The following is a 16,310-nucleotide window of genomic DNA, read 5'->3' on the forward strand; positions in this document are numbered from 1 at the left end:
CCCGGCGACTGGCGTCATGCGTCATGCCGATGCCGGTTATCAGATCGCCATCGATTGCGCCAAAGAACAAGGCCTGAACCTGCCGATGATTACGCGCTGATTGGCGCGCAATGGTTGATACTGAATTAACGACAGGCGTAATCGCCTCTCTGTAGCGGAGCAACAACGTGACTGAATTGACCCTGAAGCCTGGCACCCTGACCTTGGCTCAGCTGCGTGCCATCTACAAGAACCCGCTGAAACTGAAGCTGGATGCCAGCGCCGACCAGCAGATCGACGACAGCGTTGCCTGCGTCGAGCAGATTCTTGCGGAGAACCGTACCGCCTACGGCATCAACACGGGTTTTGGCTTGTTGGCATCGACCCGTATCGCCAGCCATGACCTGGAAAACCTGCAGCGTTCGCTGGTGCTGTCTCACGCCGCAGGTGTCGGCGAGCCAATCTGCGATGAGCTGGTGCGCCTGATCATGGTGCTCAAGGTCAACAGCCTGAGCCGTGGTTTCTCTGGCATCCGCCGCAAGGTCATCGATGCGCTGATCGCACTGATCAACGCTGAGGTTTACCCGCACATCCCACTCAAGGGGTCGGTGGGTGCATCTGGTGACCTGGCGCCGTTGGCGCACATGTCGCTGGTCCTGCTGGGTGAAGGCAAGGCTCGCTACAAAGGCCAGTGGCTGTCGGCAACCGAGGCACTGGCAGTGGCAGGGCTTGAGCCGCTGACCCTGGCTGCCAAGGAGGGCCTGGCCCTGCTCAACGGCACCCAGGCGTCCACGGCCTACGCGCTGCGTGGCCTGTTCCAGGGTGAAGACTTGTTCGCTGCGGCCATGGCCTGCGGTGGCCTGACCGTCGAAGCTGTACTCGGTTCGCGTTCACCTTTCGATCCGCGGATTCACGCGGCCCGTGGTCAGCGTGGTCAAATCGACGCAGCGGCCTGCTACCGCGACCTGCTGGGTGACGGCAGTGAAGTCTCGGCGTCCCATGAAAATTGCGGCAAGGTCCAGGATCCATACTCGCTGCGTTGCCAGCCCCAGGTCATGGGCGCTTGCCTGACCCAGTTCCGTCAGGCGGCTGAAGTATTGGTGATCGAGGCCAACGCCGTATCGGACAACCCACTGGTATTTGCCAAAGAGGGCGATGTGATCTCCGGCGGCAACTTCCACGCCGAGCCGGTGGCCATGGCTGCCGACAACATGGCCTTGGCCATTGCCGAGATCGGCTCGCTGAGCGAGCGCCGTATCTCGCTGATGATGGACAAGCACATGTCGCAGTTGCCACCGTTCCTGGTGGCCAATGGCGGGGTCAACTCCGGCTTCATGATCGCGCAGGTCACCGCAGCAGCGCTGGCCAGCGAGAACAAGGCCCTGGCCCATCCGCACAGTGTCGACAGCCTGCCGACCTCCGCTAACCAGGAAGACCACGTGTCGATGGCGCCGGCTGCTGGCAAGCGTCTCTGGGAAATGGCCGACAACGTTCGCGGCATCCTTGCGGTGGAATGGCTGGCCGCTTGCCAGGGCCTGGACCTGCGTGAAGGGCTGAAAACCTCGCCGAAGCTGGAAACGGCCCGTCAGTTGTTGCGCAGCAAGGTTGCCTACTACGACAAGGACCGGTTCTTCGCGCCGGACATCGAAGCGGCCAGCGCCTTGCTGGCTGAAGGGCACTTGAACGGTCTGCTGCCTGCCGGCGTTCTGCCGAGCCTCTGACCGGTTCGACTGATCTCGCCTTTGCCGTACGGGCCCGAAAGGGCTCGTACCGCTTTTCGCCTACAAAAATAATCAGGACCGCGAAATGCAATCTCAATCGCAAGGACTCAAACGCGGGCTAACAGCTCGCCATATCCGTTTCATGGCCCTGGGATCGGCCATTGGTACGGGCCTGTTCTACGGCTCTGCTTCGGCGATCCAGATGGCGGGCCCGGCCGTACTGCTGGCGTACCTGATCGGCGGCGCCGCGGTGTTCATGGTCATGCGCGCTCTGGGGGAAATGGCCGTACACAACCCGGTTTCGGGTTCGTTCGGTCAATATGCCTCCACCTACCTGGGGCCGATGGCCGGGTTCGTGCTCGGCTGGACCTACGCCTTTGAAATGGTCATTGTCTGTTTGGCCGACGTAACGGCCTTCGGCATTTACATGGGCTTCTGGTTCCCCGAAGTCGCACGCTGGATCTGGGTGCTGGGTATTGTCTTCCTGATCGGTGGGCTGAACCTGTGCAACGTCAAGGTCTACGGTGAAATGGAGTTCTGGCTGTCGCTGCTCAAGGTCGTTGCGATTGTCGCGATGATCCTGGCCGGCTTCGGCATCATGCTCTTCGGGCTGGGCAGCGCCAACGGCGACACGGTCAGTGGTATCGCCAATCTGACGGCTCACGGCGGCTTCATGCCCAATGGTGTGAGCGGCCTGATTGCCTCGTTTGCCGTGGTGATGTTTGCCTTTGGCGGTATCGAGATCATCGGTATCACCGCAGGCGAAGCGAAAGACCCTCAGCATGTATTGCCTAAGGCGATCAACGCTGTTCCGCTGCGGATTCTGCTGTTCTATGTGCTGACCCTGTTCGTCCTGATGTGCCTCTACCCGTGGCCGCAGATCGGTACCCAAGGCAGCCCGTTCGTGCAGATTTTCAGTAATCTGGGGATCGGTTCGGCTGCGGCTGTGCTGAACATTGTGGTGATCTCGGCGGCGGTATCGGCGATCAACAGCGATATCTTTGCGGCAGGGCGCATGATGTATGGCCTGGCTCAGCAAGGGCAGGCGCCGAAGGGCTTCGCCAAGGTTTCCCGTCAAGGTGTGCCATGGATGACCGTGCTGGTCATGGGTGTGGCACTGCTGAGCGGCGTAGTGCTCAACTACCTGATTCCGGAAAACGTCTTCCTGCTGATTGCTTCCATTGCCACCTTTGCCACGGTATGGGTCTGGTTGATGATTCTGGTGACTCAAGTGGCCATGCGCCGCAGCATGAGCCGTGAGGAAGCCGCGCAATTGAAGTTCCCGGTACCGTTCTGGCCTTATGGCCCTGCGGCGGCGATTGCCTTCATGGTGTTCATTTTCGGCGTACTGGGTTATTTCCCGGATACACAGGCAGCGCTGATCGTCGGTGTGGTCTGGGTCGTGTTCCTGGTCGCCTCTTACCTGCTCTGGTGCAAGCCGCGCGCGGTTGCGGCGTCTGCCCAGGTAATGGCCAACACTCAACGATAGTCACGGAGACTGTGCATGAAAACCCTCTGGCAGCACTGCCATGTGGCAAGCATGGCGCAAGGCGCTTACTCGATTATCGAGGATGCGGCGATACTGACGTCCGGTGAGCGGATCGAGTGGATCGGTCCGCGCCAGTCCCTGCCGGCCACGGCAGATGCCAGGGTGGTCGAGCTAAACGGTGCCTGGGTGACTCCAGGCCTGATCGACTGCCACACCCACACCGTGTTCGGTGGTAACCGCAGTAACGAGTTCGAGCAACGCTTGCAAGGTGCCAGCTATGCCGATATCGCCGCTCAGGGCGGCGGTATCGCCAGCACTGTGCGGGCTACGCGCGCTGCCACGGAAGAGCAGTTGTACGCCAGCGCCCGGCAACGCCTGCAGGCCTTGCTGCGCGATGGCGTGACCACGGTTGAAATCAAGTCCGGGTATGGCCTGGACCTGGCCAGTGAGCGCAAGTTGCTCCGGGTCATTCGTCGGCTGGGCGCTGAATTGCCGGTGACGGTGCGCGGTACCTGCCTGGCGGCGCATGCCATGCCGCCGGAGTTCGCTGGTCGTGCAGACGACTACATCGAACACATCTGCACCGAAATGCTCCCGGCTCTGGCCGGTGAGGGGCTGGTCGACGCCGTGGATGCGTTCTGCGAATACCTGGCGTTTTCCCCGGCTCAGGTCGAGCGGGTGTTTATAAAAGCGCGTGAATTGGGCCTGCCGGTCAAGCTGCATGCCGAGCAACTGTCATCGTTGCACGGTTCCAGCCTGGCGGCGCGCTATCAGGCATTGTCAGCGGATCACCTGGAGTTCATGACCGAAGAGGACGCGATGGCCATGGCGGCTGCCGGTACTGTCGCGGTGTTGTTGCCAGGCGCCTTCTACTTCCTGCGTGAAACCCAGTTGCCACCGATGGACGCCTTGCGCAAGCACGGCGTGAAAATCGCCATTGCCACCGACCTCAACCCAGGCACCTCGCCGGGGCTGTCGTTGCGTTTGATGATGAACATGGCCTGCACGCTGTTCCGCATGACCCCGGAAGAAGCCTTGGCCGGGGTGACCCTGCATGCCGCCAATGCCCTTGGGCTGCAAGGCAGTCACGGGTCGCTGGAAGTGGGCAAAGTTGCCGATTTCATTGCCTGGGACATCGAGCGACCTGCCGACCTTTCTTACTGGTTGGGCGGCGACCTGCCCAAGCGGGTCATTCGCCACGGCCGTGAAACCCATTTTTGAAGAGTGTCTTTATGGATAAGGTTCTGAGCTTTCACCAAGGTACCTTGCCGCTGTTGATCAGCATGCCGCATGCCGGCGTGCGGTTGACGCCGGCAGTCGAAGCCGGCCTGATCGAACCGGCACGCAGTCTGCCGGATACCGATTGGCACATTCCACGGCTGTATGACTTCGCTGTGAGCATGGGTGCCAGCGTCGTTTCTGCCGAATACTCACGGTTTGTCATCGACCTCAATCGTCCAGACGATGACAAGCCGCTGTATGTCGGTGCTACCACCGGGCTGTACCCGGCCACCCTGTTCGACGGTACGCCGTTGTTCAAGGACGGGTTGGTGCCATCGGCACTCGAACGTACTGATTACCTTGAGCGTATCTGGCGGCCGTATCACGACACGTTGCGCCAGGAACTGGCCCGTCTGCGCGAGCAGTTCGGCTATGCACTACTGTGGGATGCTCACTCGATCCGTTCACACGTCCCCCACCTGTTCGACGGTACGCTGCCGGACTTCAATCTGGGTACGTTCAATGGGGCCAGCTGTCATCCGCAGCTCGCCGAGCAGTTGCAGGCAGTGTGCGCTTCAGCCAAGGGTTACAGCCATGTGCTGAACGGACGCTTCAAGGGCGGGCATATCACCCGTCATTATGGTGACCCGGCCAAGCACATTCATGCGGTACAACTGGAGTTGGCGCAGAGTACCTATATGGAAGAGGTCGAGCCGTTCCATTACCGCGAAGACCTGGCGGCGCCAACCCGGCAGGTGCTGGAAAACCTGCTCAACGCAGTAGTGGCCTGGGGCAAGGCGCACTACGCGGTCTAAACGGTTTTATGCGGTGCCAGATGCTGCGGGGGGCATGCTCAAAGCGCAATTCGGGTTTATGATGCCCAACGGCAGAATAATTCCCCCACACGGAGTGCGTAATGCAGACCTTGTACCCGCAGATCAAACCCTACGCCCGACACGATCTGGCCGTGGAGGCGCCGCATGTGCTGTATGTCGACGAGAGCGGTTCGCCCGAGGGGTTGCCGGTGGTGTTTATCCACGGTGGTCCGGGAGCAGGGTGTGATGCACAGAGTCGCTGCTATTTCGACCCTACCCTTTATCGCATCATTACCTTCGATCAGCGCGGCTGCGGGCGCTCGACCCCTCACGCAAGCCTTGAAAACAACACCACCTGGCATTTGGTCGAGGACCTTGAGCGCATTCGCAAGCACTTGGGTATCGACAAGTGGGTGGTCTTCGGGGGCTCCTGGGGATCGACCCTGGCCCTGGCCTACGCCCAGACTCACCCCGAGCGCGTTCACGGTTTGATCCTGCGCGGCATCTTTCTGTGTCGCCCACAGGAAATCGAGTGGTTCTACCAGGCCGGTGCCAGCCGTCTGTTCCCCGACTATTGGCAGGACTATATTGCGCCGATTCCCGTCGAGGAGCGCGGCAACCTGGTCCAGGCCTTCCACAAGCGCCTTACCGGCAACGATCAGATCGCACAGATGCATGCCGCCAAGGCCTGGTCGACCTGGGAAGGGCGTACCGCCACCCTGCGGCCCAACCCGCTGGTGGTCGACCGCTTCTCTGAGCCCCAGCGCGCGCTGTCCATTGCGCGGATCGAATGCCATTATTTTATGAACAATGCATTCCTTAAACCCGACCAACTGATTCGCGACATGCCGAAGATCGCCCACCTGCCAGCGGTGATCGTGCATGGTCGTTATGATGTCATCTGTCCACTGGATAATGCCTGGGAGCTTCATCAGGCCTGGCCAAACAGTGAGCTGAAGGTGATTCGCGATGCGGGACACGCGGCATCTGAGCCGGGCATTACCGATGCACTGGTACGTGCCGCCGACCAGATGGCCCGGCGTTTGCTGGACTTGCCACTGGAAGAAGCGTGAAGGGCTTGTTGCAGCGCGTGCGTAGCGCACGCGTTGAGGTTGGCGCAGAGATTGTCGGGGCGGTCGACCAGGGATTGCTGGTGCTGGTGGCGGTCGAGCCCGGCGATACCCGCGCCCACGCCGACAAGTTGCTGCACAAACTGCTCAATTACCGTGTGTTCAGCGATGAACAGGGCAAGATGAACCTGTCGCTCAAGGACATTCAGGGTGGCCTGCTGCTGGTCTCGCAGTTCACCCTGGCTGCCGACACCCAGAGCGGATTGCGCCCGAGCTTCTCCAGCGCAGCCCCGCCGGCGTTGGGGGCTGAGCTTTTCGAGTACTTGCTGGGACAGGCGAGGGCGTTGCACGCTACAGTTGAAAGCGGGCGTTTCGGTGCTGATATGCAGGTGCACCTGGTCAATGATGGCCCCGTAACATTTATGTTACAAATATAAGGCTGAAAACCTCCTTTTTTGCAGGAAAAAAGGAGGGTTCTAGCATAAATAGTTGTGTTGCCCTGATGCGTTGTAGCGCGGCCTGCTAGATAATCGCGCGCTACCAAGATCGGCGTTCGCCGATTAGTTTTACTTTAACTTGAGAACTGTCTGACGCCGCTTAGGGAATCATTACGCCCTTTCGGAGTCCGAACAGTGCTCGCCAACCCGGCAAACGATGGCTGGCCGTTGGTTCTTTGATCTGTTTTCGGCGAGGGTTGCTCGTGATTGTAAGTCCCTGTAATGCACCAAGAACTCCTGGCAATCGGCTGCGCAAGGCTCTGGCAGCCGGCTCGGCACTCGTCTGCCTGCTCGGCGCAGGCCAGCTCTGGGCGTTCAACCTTGACGATGTAGCGGCCAAGGCGAAGGATCTTGCCGGGCAGAAGTACGAAGCGCCGAAAAGCAACCTGCCAGCGGTGTTCCGCGACATGAAGTTCGCGGACTATCAGAAAATCCGCTTCCGTGAAGACAAGGCCGAATGGGCCAAGGCCAAGACGCCTTTCAAGCTGTCCTTCTATCACCAGGGCATGCACTTCGACACGCCTGTGACGATCAACGAAGTCGTTGGCAGCAAAGTCCACGAGATCAAGTACGACGCCAGTCGCTTTGACTTCGGTGACCTGAGCTTTGACAGCAAGGCCACTGAGAAGCTCGGCTACGCCGGTTTCCGCGTGTTGTACCCGATCAACAAGGCGGATAAGCAAGACGAGATCATGACCTTGCTGGGCGCCAGCTATTTCCGCGTCGTCGGCAAGGGCCAATCCTATGGCCTGTCTGCCCGTGGCCTGGCTATCGACACCGCGCTGCCGTCCGGTGAAGAGTTCCCGCGGTTTACCGAGTTCTGGGTCGAGCGTCCAAAGGCGACCGACAAGCAGTTGGTCATCTATGCGTTGCTCGACTCGCCGCGTTCCACCGGTGCCTACCGTCTGACCCTGCGTCCGGGCAGCGACACCATTGTCGACGTCAAGTCCAAGGTGTTCTTGCGTGACCATGTCAGCCGTCTGGGCATTGCCCCGCTGACCAGCATGTTCCTGTTCGGTGGCAACCAGCCATCGAAGGTGCTCAATTACCGTCCGGCCCTGCACGACTCTGAAGGCCTGTCGATTCATGCCGGCAACGGTGAGTGGCTGTGGCGCCCACTGAACAACCCGAAACACCTGGCCGTCAGCAACTTCAGCGTGGAGAACCCACGTGGTTTCGGCCTGCTGCAGCGCCAGCGTGAGTTCAGTCAGTTCGAGGACCTGGACGACAACTACCAGAAGCGTCCAAGCGCCTGGATCGAGCCTGTTGGCGATTGGGGCAAGGGCACTGTCGACCTGGTGGAGATTCCTACCGCCGACGAAACCAACGACAACATTGTTGCGTTCTGGAGTCCGGAAAAATTGCCTGAGCCTGGCACTGCTGCCGAGTTCGAGTATCGCCTGCATTGGACTATAGATGAGTCTGAACTGCATTCGCCGAAGCTGGGTTGGGTCAAGCAGACCCTGCGTTCGACCGGTGACGTCAAGCAATCCAACCTGATTCGTCAGCCTGATGGTAGCGTGGCCTTCCTGGTCGATTTCGAAGGCCCGGTGCTCAAGGCACTGCCGGCAGACACCGCTGTACGTAGCCAGGTCAGCCTTGGCGACAACGGTGAGCTGGTTGAGAACAACCTGCGCTACAACCCGGAAATCCAGGGCTGGCGCCTGACCTTGCGGTTCAAGGTCAAGGACCCGAACAAGTCCACCGAAATGCGTGCTGCGCTGGTACGTGACGTTCCTGTAGAGCCGGCCAAGCCGACCAAGCAGGAAAAAGCCGCTGCCAAGCAGGCCAAAGACAAGGCCGAGAAAGCGGCCGCACAGCCAGCCGCCGACGCGGCATCCACCACCACGGCGCCGGCCACGACCGAACAAGTCCTGACCGAAACCTGGAGCTATCAGTTGCCTGCCGATGAGTAAACACTCTGCACAACCAGGGTCGCTGAGCGAATACCTGGAACACCTGCCACTGAGCGACGAGCAGCGGGCCGAACTGGCCAGCTGCACCTCGTTCAGCGAGCTGCATCAACGCTTGTCCGCACAACCGTCTGCCGGGGAGGCCGAGGCCGCCCAGGCGTCGGTTGCCGGTCGCTTGACCCTGGGTACGGCTGAGGAACTGGAAGAGGCCGAAATGCTCGGCCTCGATGCCAGCGGTCGGTTGTGCCTGAAAGCTACTCCACCGATTCGCCGCACACGGGTGGTTCCTGAGCCGTGGCGGACTAACATCCTGATCCGCGCCTGGCGCCGTTTGACCGGCCGGACAAACGCCCCCGCACCTGAAAAACGCGATCTACCGGCAGCGCGCTGGCGGTGGGTCGGTTCGTTGCGCCGCTATATCCTGCTAACGCTGATGCTGGGGCAGACCATCGTCGCCGGTTGGTACATGAAGGGCATCCTGCCTTACCAGGGCTGGTCGTTCGTCGAACTGGACGAGGTCTTGAACCAGCCGCTGCTGACCACTGTCCAGCAGGTTTGGCCGTATGCGCTGCAGACCAGCATCCTGATTTTGTTCGGTATCCTCTTCTGCTGGGTATCCGCGGGTTTCTGGACCGCCTTGATGGGCTTCCTGGAACTGCTGACCGGGCGCGACAAGTACCGTATCTCCGGCAGCAGTGCCGGTAACGAGCCGATTGCGCCCCAGGCGCGTACGGCGATCGTCATGCCGATCTGTAACGAAGACGTTCCGCGTGTGTTTGCCGGGCTGCGGGCGACCTTCGAGTCGGTGGCCGCGACGGGCGATCTCGACCGTTTCGATTTCTTTGTGCTCAGTGATACCAACGACACCGACATTGCCGTGGCCGAGCAACAGGCCTGGCTGGAGGTTTGCCGCGAGGCCAAAGGCTTTGGGCGAATCTTCTACCGCCGTCGCCGTCGCCGAGTGAAGCGCAAGAGCGGCAACCTTGACGACTTCTGCCGTCGTTGGGGTGGGGACTACCGTTACATGGTCGTACTCGATGCCGACAGCGTAATGAGTGGCGAATGCCTCACCAGCCTGGTGCGGTTGATGGAAGCCAATCCGGACGCCGGTATCATCCAGACTGCGCCAAAAGCCTCGGGCATGGACACTCTGTATGCGCGCATGCAGCAGTTCGCTACCCGCGTCTATGGCCCGCTGTTCACTGCCGGCCTGCACTTCTGGCAGCTCGGTGAGTCGCATTACTGGGGACACAACGCAATCATCCGGATGAAGCCATTCATCGAGCACTGCGCCCTGGCGCCGTTGCCGGGTAAAGGTGCCTTCGCCGGTGCGATCCTCTCCCACGACTTCGTTGAAGCGGCGTTGATGCGCCGTGCGGGTTGGGGCGTGTGGATCGCCTACGATCTGCCGGGCAGCTACGAAGAATTGCCGCCAAACCTGCTCGACGAGCTCAAGCGCGACCGGCGCTGGTGCCACGGCAACCTGATGAACTTCCGCCTGTTCCTGGTCAAGGGTATGCACCCTGTGCACCGTGCCGTGTTCCTCACAGGGGTGATGTCCTACCTGTCGGCACCGCTGTGGTTCTTCTTCCTGGTGCTGTCGACTGCGCTGTTGGCGACCAACACCTTGATGGAGCCGCAGTACTTCCTGGAGCCGCGTCAGCTCTATCCGCTCTGGCCTCAATGGCACCCGGAAAAAGCCATTGCGCTGTTCTCGACGACCATTGTGCTGTTGTTCCTGCCCAAGCTGCTCAGCATCATTCTGATCTGGGCCAAGGGTGCCAAGGAGTTCGGTGGTCGTTTCAAGGTGACGCTGTCGATGCTGCTGGAGATGCTGTTCTCCATGCTGCTGGCGCCTGTGCGGATGATCTTCCACACCCGTTTCGTGCTGGCTGCGTTCCTGGGCTGGGCGGCAACCTGGAATTCACCGCAGCGTGACGACGACTCCACGCCTTGGAGCGAGGCCGTTCGTCGGCATGGTCCTCAAACCTTGCTGGGCGTTGCCTGGGCACTGTTGGTGGCGTGGCTTAACCCGAGCTTCCTCTGGTGGCTGGTGCCGATTGTCGGTTCGCTGATGCTGTCGATCCCGGTTTCAGTGATCTCCAGCCGGGTCAACCTGGGCCTGCGCGCCAAGGATGAAAGCCTGTTCCTGATTCCCGAGGAATACGCTACGCCGCATGAGTTGCTGGCGACCGATCAGTACACCCACGAAAACCGTTGGCATGCACTGAATGACGGGTTTGTCCGGGCAGTGGTTGATCCACAGCAGAATGCCCTGGCGTGTGCGTTGGCGACGGCGCGTCACGGTGTTGCCGCACCGATCGAGGCCCTGCGTGCCGAGCGAGTGGCCAAGGCGCTGGAGGCCGGCCCTGACGCACTCGACGGCTCGACCCGATTGGCATTGCTCAGTGACCCTGTTGCGCTGTCACGCCTGCATGAGCGTGTCTGGGTCGAGCAGAGTGCTGCGTGGCTGGACGTTTGGCGGCAGTCGATTGCCAATGACCCGCACTCGCCACTGTTGCCCTTGCACCCTCAGTCGCAGGAGCCTTCACCGCTGGCCAATGCCTGATCGTTGAGCTGCGCTGAAACCATCGCCGGCACGTCCAGCTCCCACCACGGGAGTTGGGTCTGCCGGCGATGTCGTTTCTGCCGGCAACACGTCACAAAGTGCTGATCGCCTATATGTGCCTTGCGGCGCATGGGGTAGGATCGCGCCTTCGATACAGAGCGTCGTCCATGTGGGCGACCTGCGATCACAATAAAATTCGAGCTTTTCTGTTGGGGGATCTGGTGATGATGAAAAAGTACCTGTCGATGCTGCTGGCTGGCGTCGCGGCACTGGCTGCAGTGGCAACCGCCCAGGCCGGCGCAATCGATGACGCGGTCAAGCGCGGTACGCTGCGCGTGGGTATGGACCCCACCTACATGCCGTTCGAGATGACCAACAAGCGTGGTGAAATCATCGGCTTCGAAGTCGACCTGCTCAAAGCCATGGCCAAGGCCATGGGCGTCAAGCTGGAGCTGGTGTCTACCAGCTACGACGGTATCATCCCGGCGCTTCTGACTGACAAATTCGACATGATCGGCAGTGGCATGACCCTGACTCAGGAGCGCAACCTGCGTCTGAACTTCAGCGAACCCTTCATCGTGGTCGGCCAGACCCTGCTGATCCGCAAGGAACTCGCAGACAAGGTCAAATCCTATAAAGACCTGAACACCGACGAATACCGCATCACCTCCAAGGTGGGCACCACCGGTGAGATGGTTGCCAAGAAGCTGATCGGTAAAGCCAAGTACCACGGCTACGACAACGAGCAGGAAGCCGTAATGGACGTGGTCAACGGCAAAGCTGATGCGTTCATCTACGATGCACCCTACAACGTGGTCGCTGTGAACAAGGCCGGTGCTGGCAAGCTGCTGTTCCTGGATGAACCGTTCACCTATGAGCCGCTGGCCTTTGGCCTGAAGAAGGGCGACTACGACAGCATCAACTGGATCAACAACTACCTGCACCAGATCCACAACGACGGCACCTACAAACGTATCCATGACAAGTGGTTCAAAGACACCGCTTGGCTCAAGGACATGGAATAAGGCTGTCGTTCGACTGGCTTGAAACCTGACGCGCAGGCTTGTCCTGCGCGTTCGCTTTTACGGAACTACCTTTCGTGATTAAACACAAGAAAGCTCAGTGGCCATGGCACGGGCTGACCGCATTGGTGCTGGTCGGCCTGGCCGTCAGCCTGTATTACGCGACCTCGGTGATTTCCTACGAGTGGCGCTGGAGTCGGGTGCCACAATATTTTGCTTACCAGGCTGAAGAGGCGCAACGCGCGGCAGGCTATGGCAAGGTCGAAGCCATCGTGCAGCAGGGCAGCATGGCCAAGGTCATCCTGCGTGACGAAGACGGCGGCGAGCAGGTTCTGGATGTTGAGCAGAGCAGCCTGCAACTGTCCAAGGGCGACGATGTCGCCGAAGGCGACCTGATCGGTGTCACCCGACACTGGACCGCCGGGCCGTTGGCCTGGGGGCTGTGGACCACCGTCTGGATTTCGCTGGCCTCCGGTGTGCTGGGCCTGTTGGTTGGCCTGGTTGCCGGTTTGTGCCGACTCTCGAACAACCCGACCCTGCGCGATCTCTCAACGGTGTATGTCGAGTTGGTGCGTGGAACGCCGTTGTTGGTGCAGATATTCATTTTCTACTTCTTCATCGGCACAGTGCTCAACCTGTCTCGGGAGTTTGCCGGGGTAGCCGCTCTGGCGCTGTTCACGGGTGCTTACGTGGCCGAGATCGTGCGTGCCGGGGTTCAGTCGATTGCCCGTGGTCAGAGCGAAGCTGCCCGTTCGCTGGGGCTGAGTGCCAGCCAGTCGATGCGCCATGTGGTGCTGCCGCAGGCATTCAAGCGTGTCCTGCCGCCGCTGGCAGGGCAATTTATCAGCCTGGTCAAAGACACCTCGCTGGTTTCGGTCATTGCGATTACCGAGCTGACCAAGAGTGGCCGCGAGGCAATTACGACCTCGTTCTCGACCTTCGAGATCTGGTTCTGTGTTGCCGGCCTGTACCTGCTGATCAACCTGCCGCTGTCGCATTTCGCCAGCCGGCTTGAACGGAGGCTCGCGCAAAGTGATTGAAGTTCGCGATCTGGTAAAAGTCTTCGATACCCGCGGTCAGGTGGTGCGGGCTGTCGATCATGTCAGCACCAACGTAGCCAAAGGCGAAGTGTTGGTGGTACTCGGTCCTTCGGGTTCGGGTAAATCGACCTTTCTGCGTTGCCTCAACGGCCTGGAAAGCTTTGACGAAGGTTCTGTGGCCATTGACGGTCTGCAGTTGAACGACCCGAAAACCGACATCAACGCTTACCGCCGTGAAGTCGGCATGGTGTTCCAGCACTTCAACCTGTTCCCGCACATGACCGTGCTGGAGAACCTGTGCCTGGCACAGAAGGTCGTGCGCAAGCGCAGCAAGCAAGAGCGTGAAGCCAAGGCAAGGGCGTTGCTGGAGAAGGTCGGTATTGGCCAGAAGGCCAACGAGTATCCCTCCAGGCTCTCGGGTGGTCAGCAACAGCGTGTGGCGATTGCCCGAGCGCTCTCGATGGACCCCAAAGTGATGCTGTTCGACGAACCGACCTCGGCCCTCGACCCGGAAATGGTCGGAGAAGTACTCGACGTGATGAAGACCCTGGCCCTGGAAGGCATGACCATGGTCTGCGTTACTCACGAAATGGGCTTTGCCCGTGAGGTGGCGGATCGGGTGCTGTTCTTCGATCATGGCAAGCTACTGGAGGATTCGCCGCCCGAGTCGTTCTTTACCTCGCCAAAGGACCTGCGCGCCCAGGCGTTCCTGCGTCAGGTGTTGTAGTGCTTGCGTCATGAGGGCTGGTTCCAGCCCTCATACACCGATGTTGTTCCCCGTCAGGGTCACACGCCGAATCGGCCGACCATTGTGGTCAGTTGATTGCCCAGTTTCTGTAGTTCCGTGCTCGATTGGGTGATCAGTGTGCTGGCTGAGGCTGTTTCCTCGGCAACATCGCGAACATTGATCACATTGCGGTTGATCTCCTCGGCGACTGCGCTTTGCTCTTCGCTGGCCGTAGCAATCTGCTGGTTCATGCCCTGGATGTTCGAGATGCTGTGAGCGATCTGGGTCAGGGCCGCGCCGGCTTTTCTGCTGAGGGCAACGCTGTCCTGGGTCAGGTTCCTGCTGCTGTCGAGCAGTTCAACAACCTGAGCGGTACCGTTGTGAAGGTTGGCGATCAGTTCCTCGATTTCCTCGGTGGATTGCTGCGTGCGTTGCGCAAGCCCTCGGACTTCATCGGCAACCACGGCGAAGCCGCGTCCAGCCTCACCTGCCCGGGCAGCCTCGATGGCGGCATTCAATGCCAGCAGGTTGGTCTGCTCCGAGACCGACTTGATCACATCCAGAATGCTGCCAATACGCTCGCTTTCCTGCGCTAACTGGCCCATCGCCTGGATGGAGCGGTTGACTTGATCAGCCAGCTGTTCGATTTGAGCGACCGCTTCAGCCACGACCTGATCGCCCAGTTGGGCCTGATGGTCGGCATTCCCGGCCGCTGCCGAGGCCTGCTCGGCATTGCGGGCTACTTCTTGCACCGTTGCTGCCATCTGGTTCATGGCGGTCGCTACCTGATCGGTTTCTTCCTTTTGGCTGCTGACGCCACCGTGTGTCTGTGCGGCCACGGCGGACAGCGTTTGAACGGCATCTGACAATTGAGAGGCGCTATGACCGATACCGCCGATCAACTCGCGCAGGCTCAAGGTCATGCGGTGCATGCTACGTTGCAGTTGGCCCATTTCGTCCTGGCGCGTCACTTCACTGTTGCTGCTCAGGTCCCCCTGGGCAATTCGCTCAGCCAGCTCAAGGGTGTGCCTGAGCGGGGTGGTGATCTGCAGGGTGATGAGCCATGCGGCCAGTACACCGACCACGAGTGCCAGCCCGGAGACGCTGCTGAGGGTTGCTTGTGCGGCATGTGCTTCTTCGTTCTGCACGCTGACTTCATGGTCTGTCAGGCGTTGGCCAACTTCACGCATCTGCTTGCCAAGGGTATCCAGGTCACCCTGTACATTTTCAACCGCAATGGCTGCATTGCGGTACTGATCCAGTACCTGGCCATATCGACTGACTGCAGTTCGGCTTGCCTGTAGCGCCGAGGTGTCGGTCAGCCCAAGTTGTGCCAGTGCCGGGCCTAGCTGGCCAAGGACTGACTCGGCAGTTGCCAGCGCCTGATTGCCGACGCTGGCAAAGGCGCTGAGAGGGTTGGACATGTAGGCGGGCACCTGGCTTTGTTGGCTGATGCTGTCGATCTGTCGGCTCAGGTTCTCCAGCAGTGCCAGTGCTCTGGAGCGAGCTGTCTGGTTATGTTCCGAATCTTGACGGAGCATGACTTGCTTCTCCATGGCGTCAATGGTCGCAAGGACTTGATGCTCTTGGGCTGCCAGTGCTTGGAAGTTCGACGTGCGGTCGGTGGCGGCCTTTTGCAGCGTGTCGAAGTTGCGCTGGTAGGTGTGCACGAGCTGCTGCTCGTCGTTCACCATTTTCAGCTCTTCGGGTTCATCAAACTGCTCCAGCATGAGCGCCAGCAAGCGCTGCATGTCGCTCAGCGCCTTGAGCGCCTGACCTTTGCTTTCATCGTCAGCCAATACCCGGAAGGTGATGCGCTCGGCGCGCAGGTCCTTGTTGAGTTCGTTGAGCAGGGCAATGCTGGACAGTCGCTTAGAGCTCTCAATGGCATCGCTCAGCGCGGTCCAGCCGCATAGCGTAATGGCCAGTGTCAGCGACAGAACCAAGGCAAAACCGACGGCGAGTTTGAGCTTGACGCTCAGGTTGCTAAGCAGGCGGGACAAGGGTCCGAACATGGCGGTTCTCCTGAATGATGAGGGGCTTCGCGCCTTGAGGGGGAGACGCGGCCATTGTGCTCATCGGCCGGAAAACGCAGACCTGTACCTGTGAGTGGCGTAGGAAATTTCGCCTAAATTTGAATGAATTTGGTGATTTTCACGCCATTTGTAAGATTTTTCTTGCTCATTTAAATGCATGCGCCGCCCAGGGGCAGAGAGCCCGGGGCGGCGTGACGTAACACGGTGTTTA

The 16,310-nt window shown here is 60.0% G+C and carries 12 protein-coding genes and 2 pseudogenes; 12 read left to right on the plus strand and 2 right to left on the minus strand.

Annotated features, from left to right (window positions below; genetic code table 11):
• From IE038_RS24535 to IE038_RS18905, 12 genes are all read left to right on the plus strand, one after another.
• Positions 1–100 (plus strand): hypothetical protein (locus tag IE038_RS24535; protein WP_229775694.1); only part of this gene is annotated, 100 nt, incomplete at its 5' end.
• A gap of 67 nt (positions 101–167) precedes the next feature.
• The gene (gene hutH / locus IE038_RS18855) at positions 168–1,700 is read left to right on the plus strand and encodes a histidine ammonia-lyase (RefSeq protein ID WP_163937646.1); all 1,533 of its coding nucleotides are present in this window, start codon (positions 168–170) and stop codon (positions 1,698–1,700) included.
• Positions 1,701–1,785: 85 nt separating this feature from the next.
• Positions 1,786–3,189, plus strand: coding sequence for an amino acid permease (locus tag IE038_RS18860; RefSeq protein WP_189396105.1), 1,404 nt, complete (start codon positions 1,786–1,788; stop codon positions 3,187–3,189).
• A gap of 15 nt (positions 3,190–3,204) precedes the next feature.
• On the plus strand, positions 3,205–4,410 hold the full coding sequence (gene hutI, locus IE038_RS18865) for an imidazolonepropionase (protein WP_189396106.1): 1,206 nt from the start codon (positions 3,205–3,207) through the stop codon (positions 4,408–4,410).
• 11 nt (positions 4,411–4,421) lie between these two features.
• Positions 4,422–5,225, plus strand: coding sequence for an N-formylglutamate deformylase (gene hutG, locus IE038_RS18870; protein WP_163937643.1), 804 nt, complete (start codon positions 4,422–4,424; stop codon positions 5,223–5,225).
• A 101-nt stretch (positions 5,226–5,326) separates the two neighbouring features.
• Positions 5,327–6,298 carry a prolyl aminopeptidase gene (gene pip, locus IE038_RS18875; protein ID WP_163937640.1) on the plus strand — a complete coding sequence of 324 codons (972 nt, stop codon included), beginning with the start codon at positions 5,327–5,329 and terminating at the stop codon, positions 6,296–6,298.
• Positions 6,295–6,732: a D-aminoacyl-tRNA deacylase gene (dtd, locus tag IE038_RS18880; RefSeq protein ID WP_163937637.1), complete on the plus strand. Its 438-nt coding sequence runs from the start codon at positions 6,295–6,297 to the stop codon at positions 6,730–6,732. Before pip ends, dtd begins: the two co-directional genes overlap by 4 nt.
• A 263-nt stretch (positions 6,733–6,995) precedes the next feature.
• Positions 6,996–8,708: a glucan biosynthesis protein G gene (locus IE038_RS18885; protein WP_308425300.1), complete on the plus strand. Its 1,713-nt coding sequence runs from the start codon at positions 6,996–6,998 to the stop codon at positions 8,706–8,708.
• Positions 8,701–11,274 carry a glucans biosynthesis glucosyltransferase MdoH gene (gene mdoH, locus IE038_RS18890; protein WP_189396107.1) on the plus strand — a complete coding sequence of 858 codons (2,574 nt, stop codon included), beginning with the start codon at positions 8,701–8,703 and terminating at the stop codon, positions 11,272–11,274. The genes IE038_RS18885 and mdoH overlap by 8 nt, the downstream gene beginning before the upstream one ends.
• A 227-nt stretch (positions 11,275–11,501) precedes the next feature.
• Complete coding sequence (locus tag IE038_RS18895) at positions 11,502–12,299, plus strand: transporter substrate-binding domain-containing protein (protein ID WP_163938456.1); 798 nt, start codon at positions 11,502–11,504, stop codon at positions 12,297–12,299.
• Positions 12,300–12,373: 74 nt separating this feature from the next.
• On the plus strand, positions 12,374–13,336 hold the full coding sequence (locus IE038_RS18900; protein WP_163938454.1) for an amino acid ABC transporter permease: 963 nt from the start codon (positions 12,374–12,376) through the stop codon (positions 13,334–13,336).
• On the plus strand, positions 13,329–14,063 hold the full coding sequence (locus tag IE038_RS18905; RefSeq protein ID WP_163938451.1) for an amino acid ABC transporter ATP-binding protein: 735 nt from the start codon (positions 13,329–13,331) through the stop codon (positions 14,061–14,063). The genes IE038_RS18900 and IE038_RS18905 overlap by 8 nt, the downstream gene beginning before the upstream one ends.
• A gap of 181 nt (positions 14,064–14,244) precedes the next feature.
• On the opposite strand, the pseudogene IE038_RS25375 reads toward IE038_RS18905, so the two are convergent.
• Positions 14,245–14,995 (minus strand): annotated as a pseudogene (locus IE038_RS25375) (methyl-accepting chemotaxis protein); the annotation flags it as partial.
• Positions 14,978–16,078, minus strand: a pseudogene (locus IE038_RS25380) (methyl-accepting chemotaxis protein); the annotation flags it as partial. The pseudogenes IE038_RS25380 and IE038_RS25375, both read right to left, overlap by 18 nt.
• Between the last annotated feature and the right edge of the window lie 232 nt (positions 16,079–16,310).

Origin of the sequence: Pseudomonas laurentiana (genome assembly GCF_014648275.1) — a bacterium.
Lineage (GTDB): Bacteria > Pseudomonadota > Gammaproteobacteria > Pseudomonadales > Pseudomonadaceae > Aquipseudomonas > Aquipseudomonas laurentiana.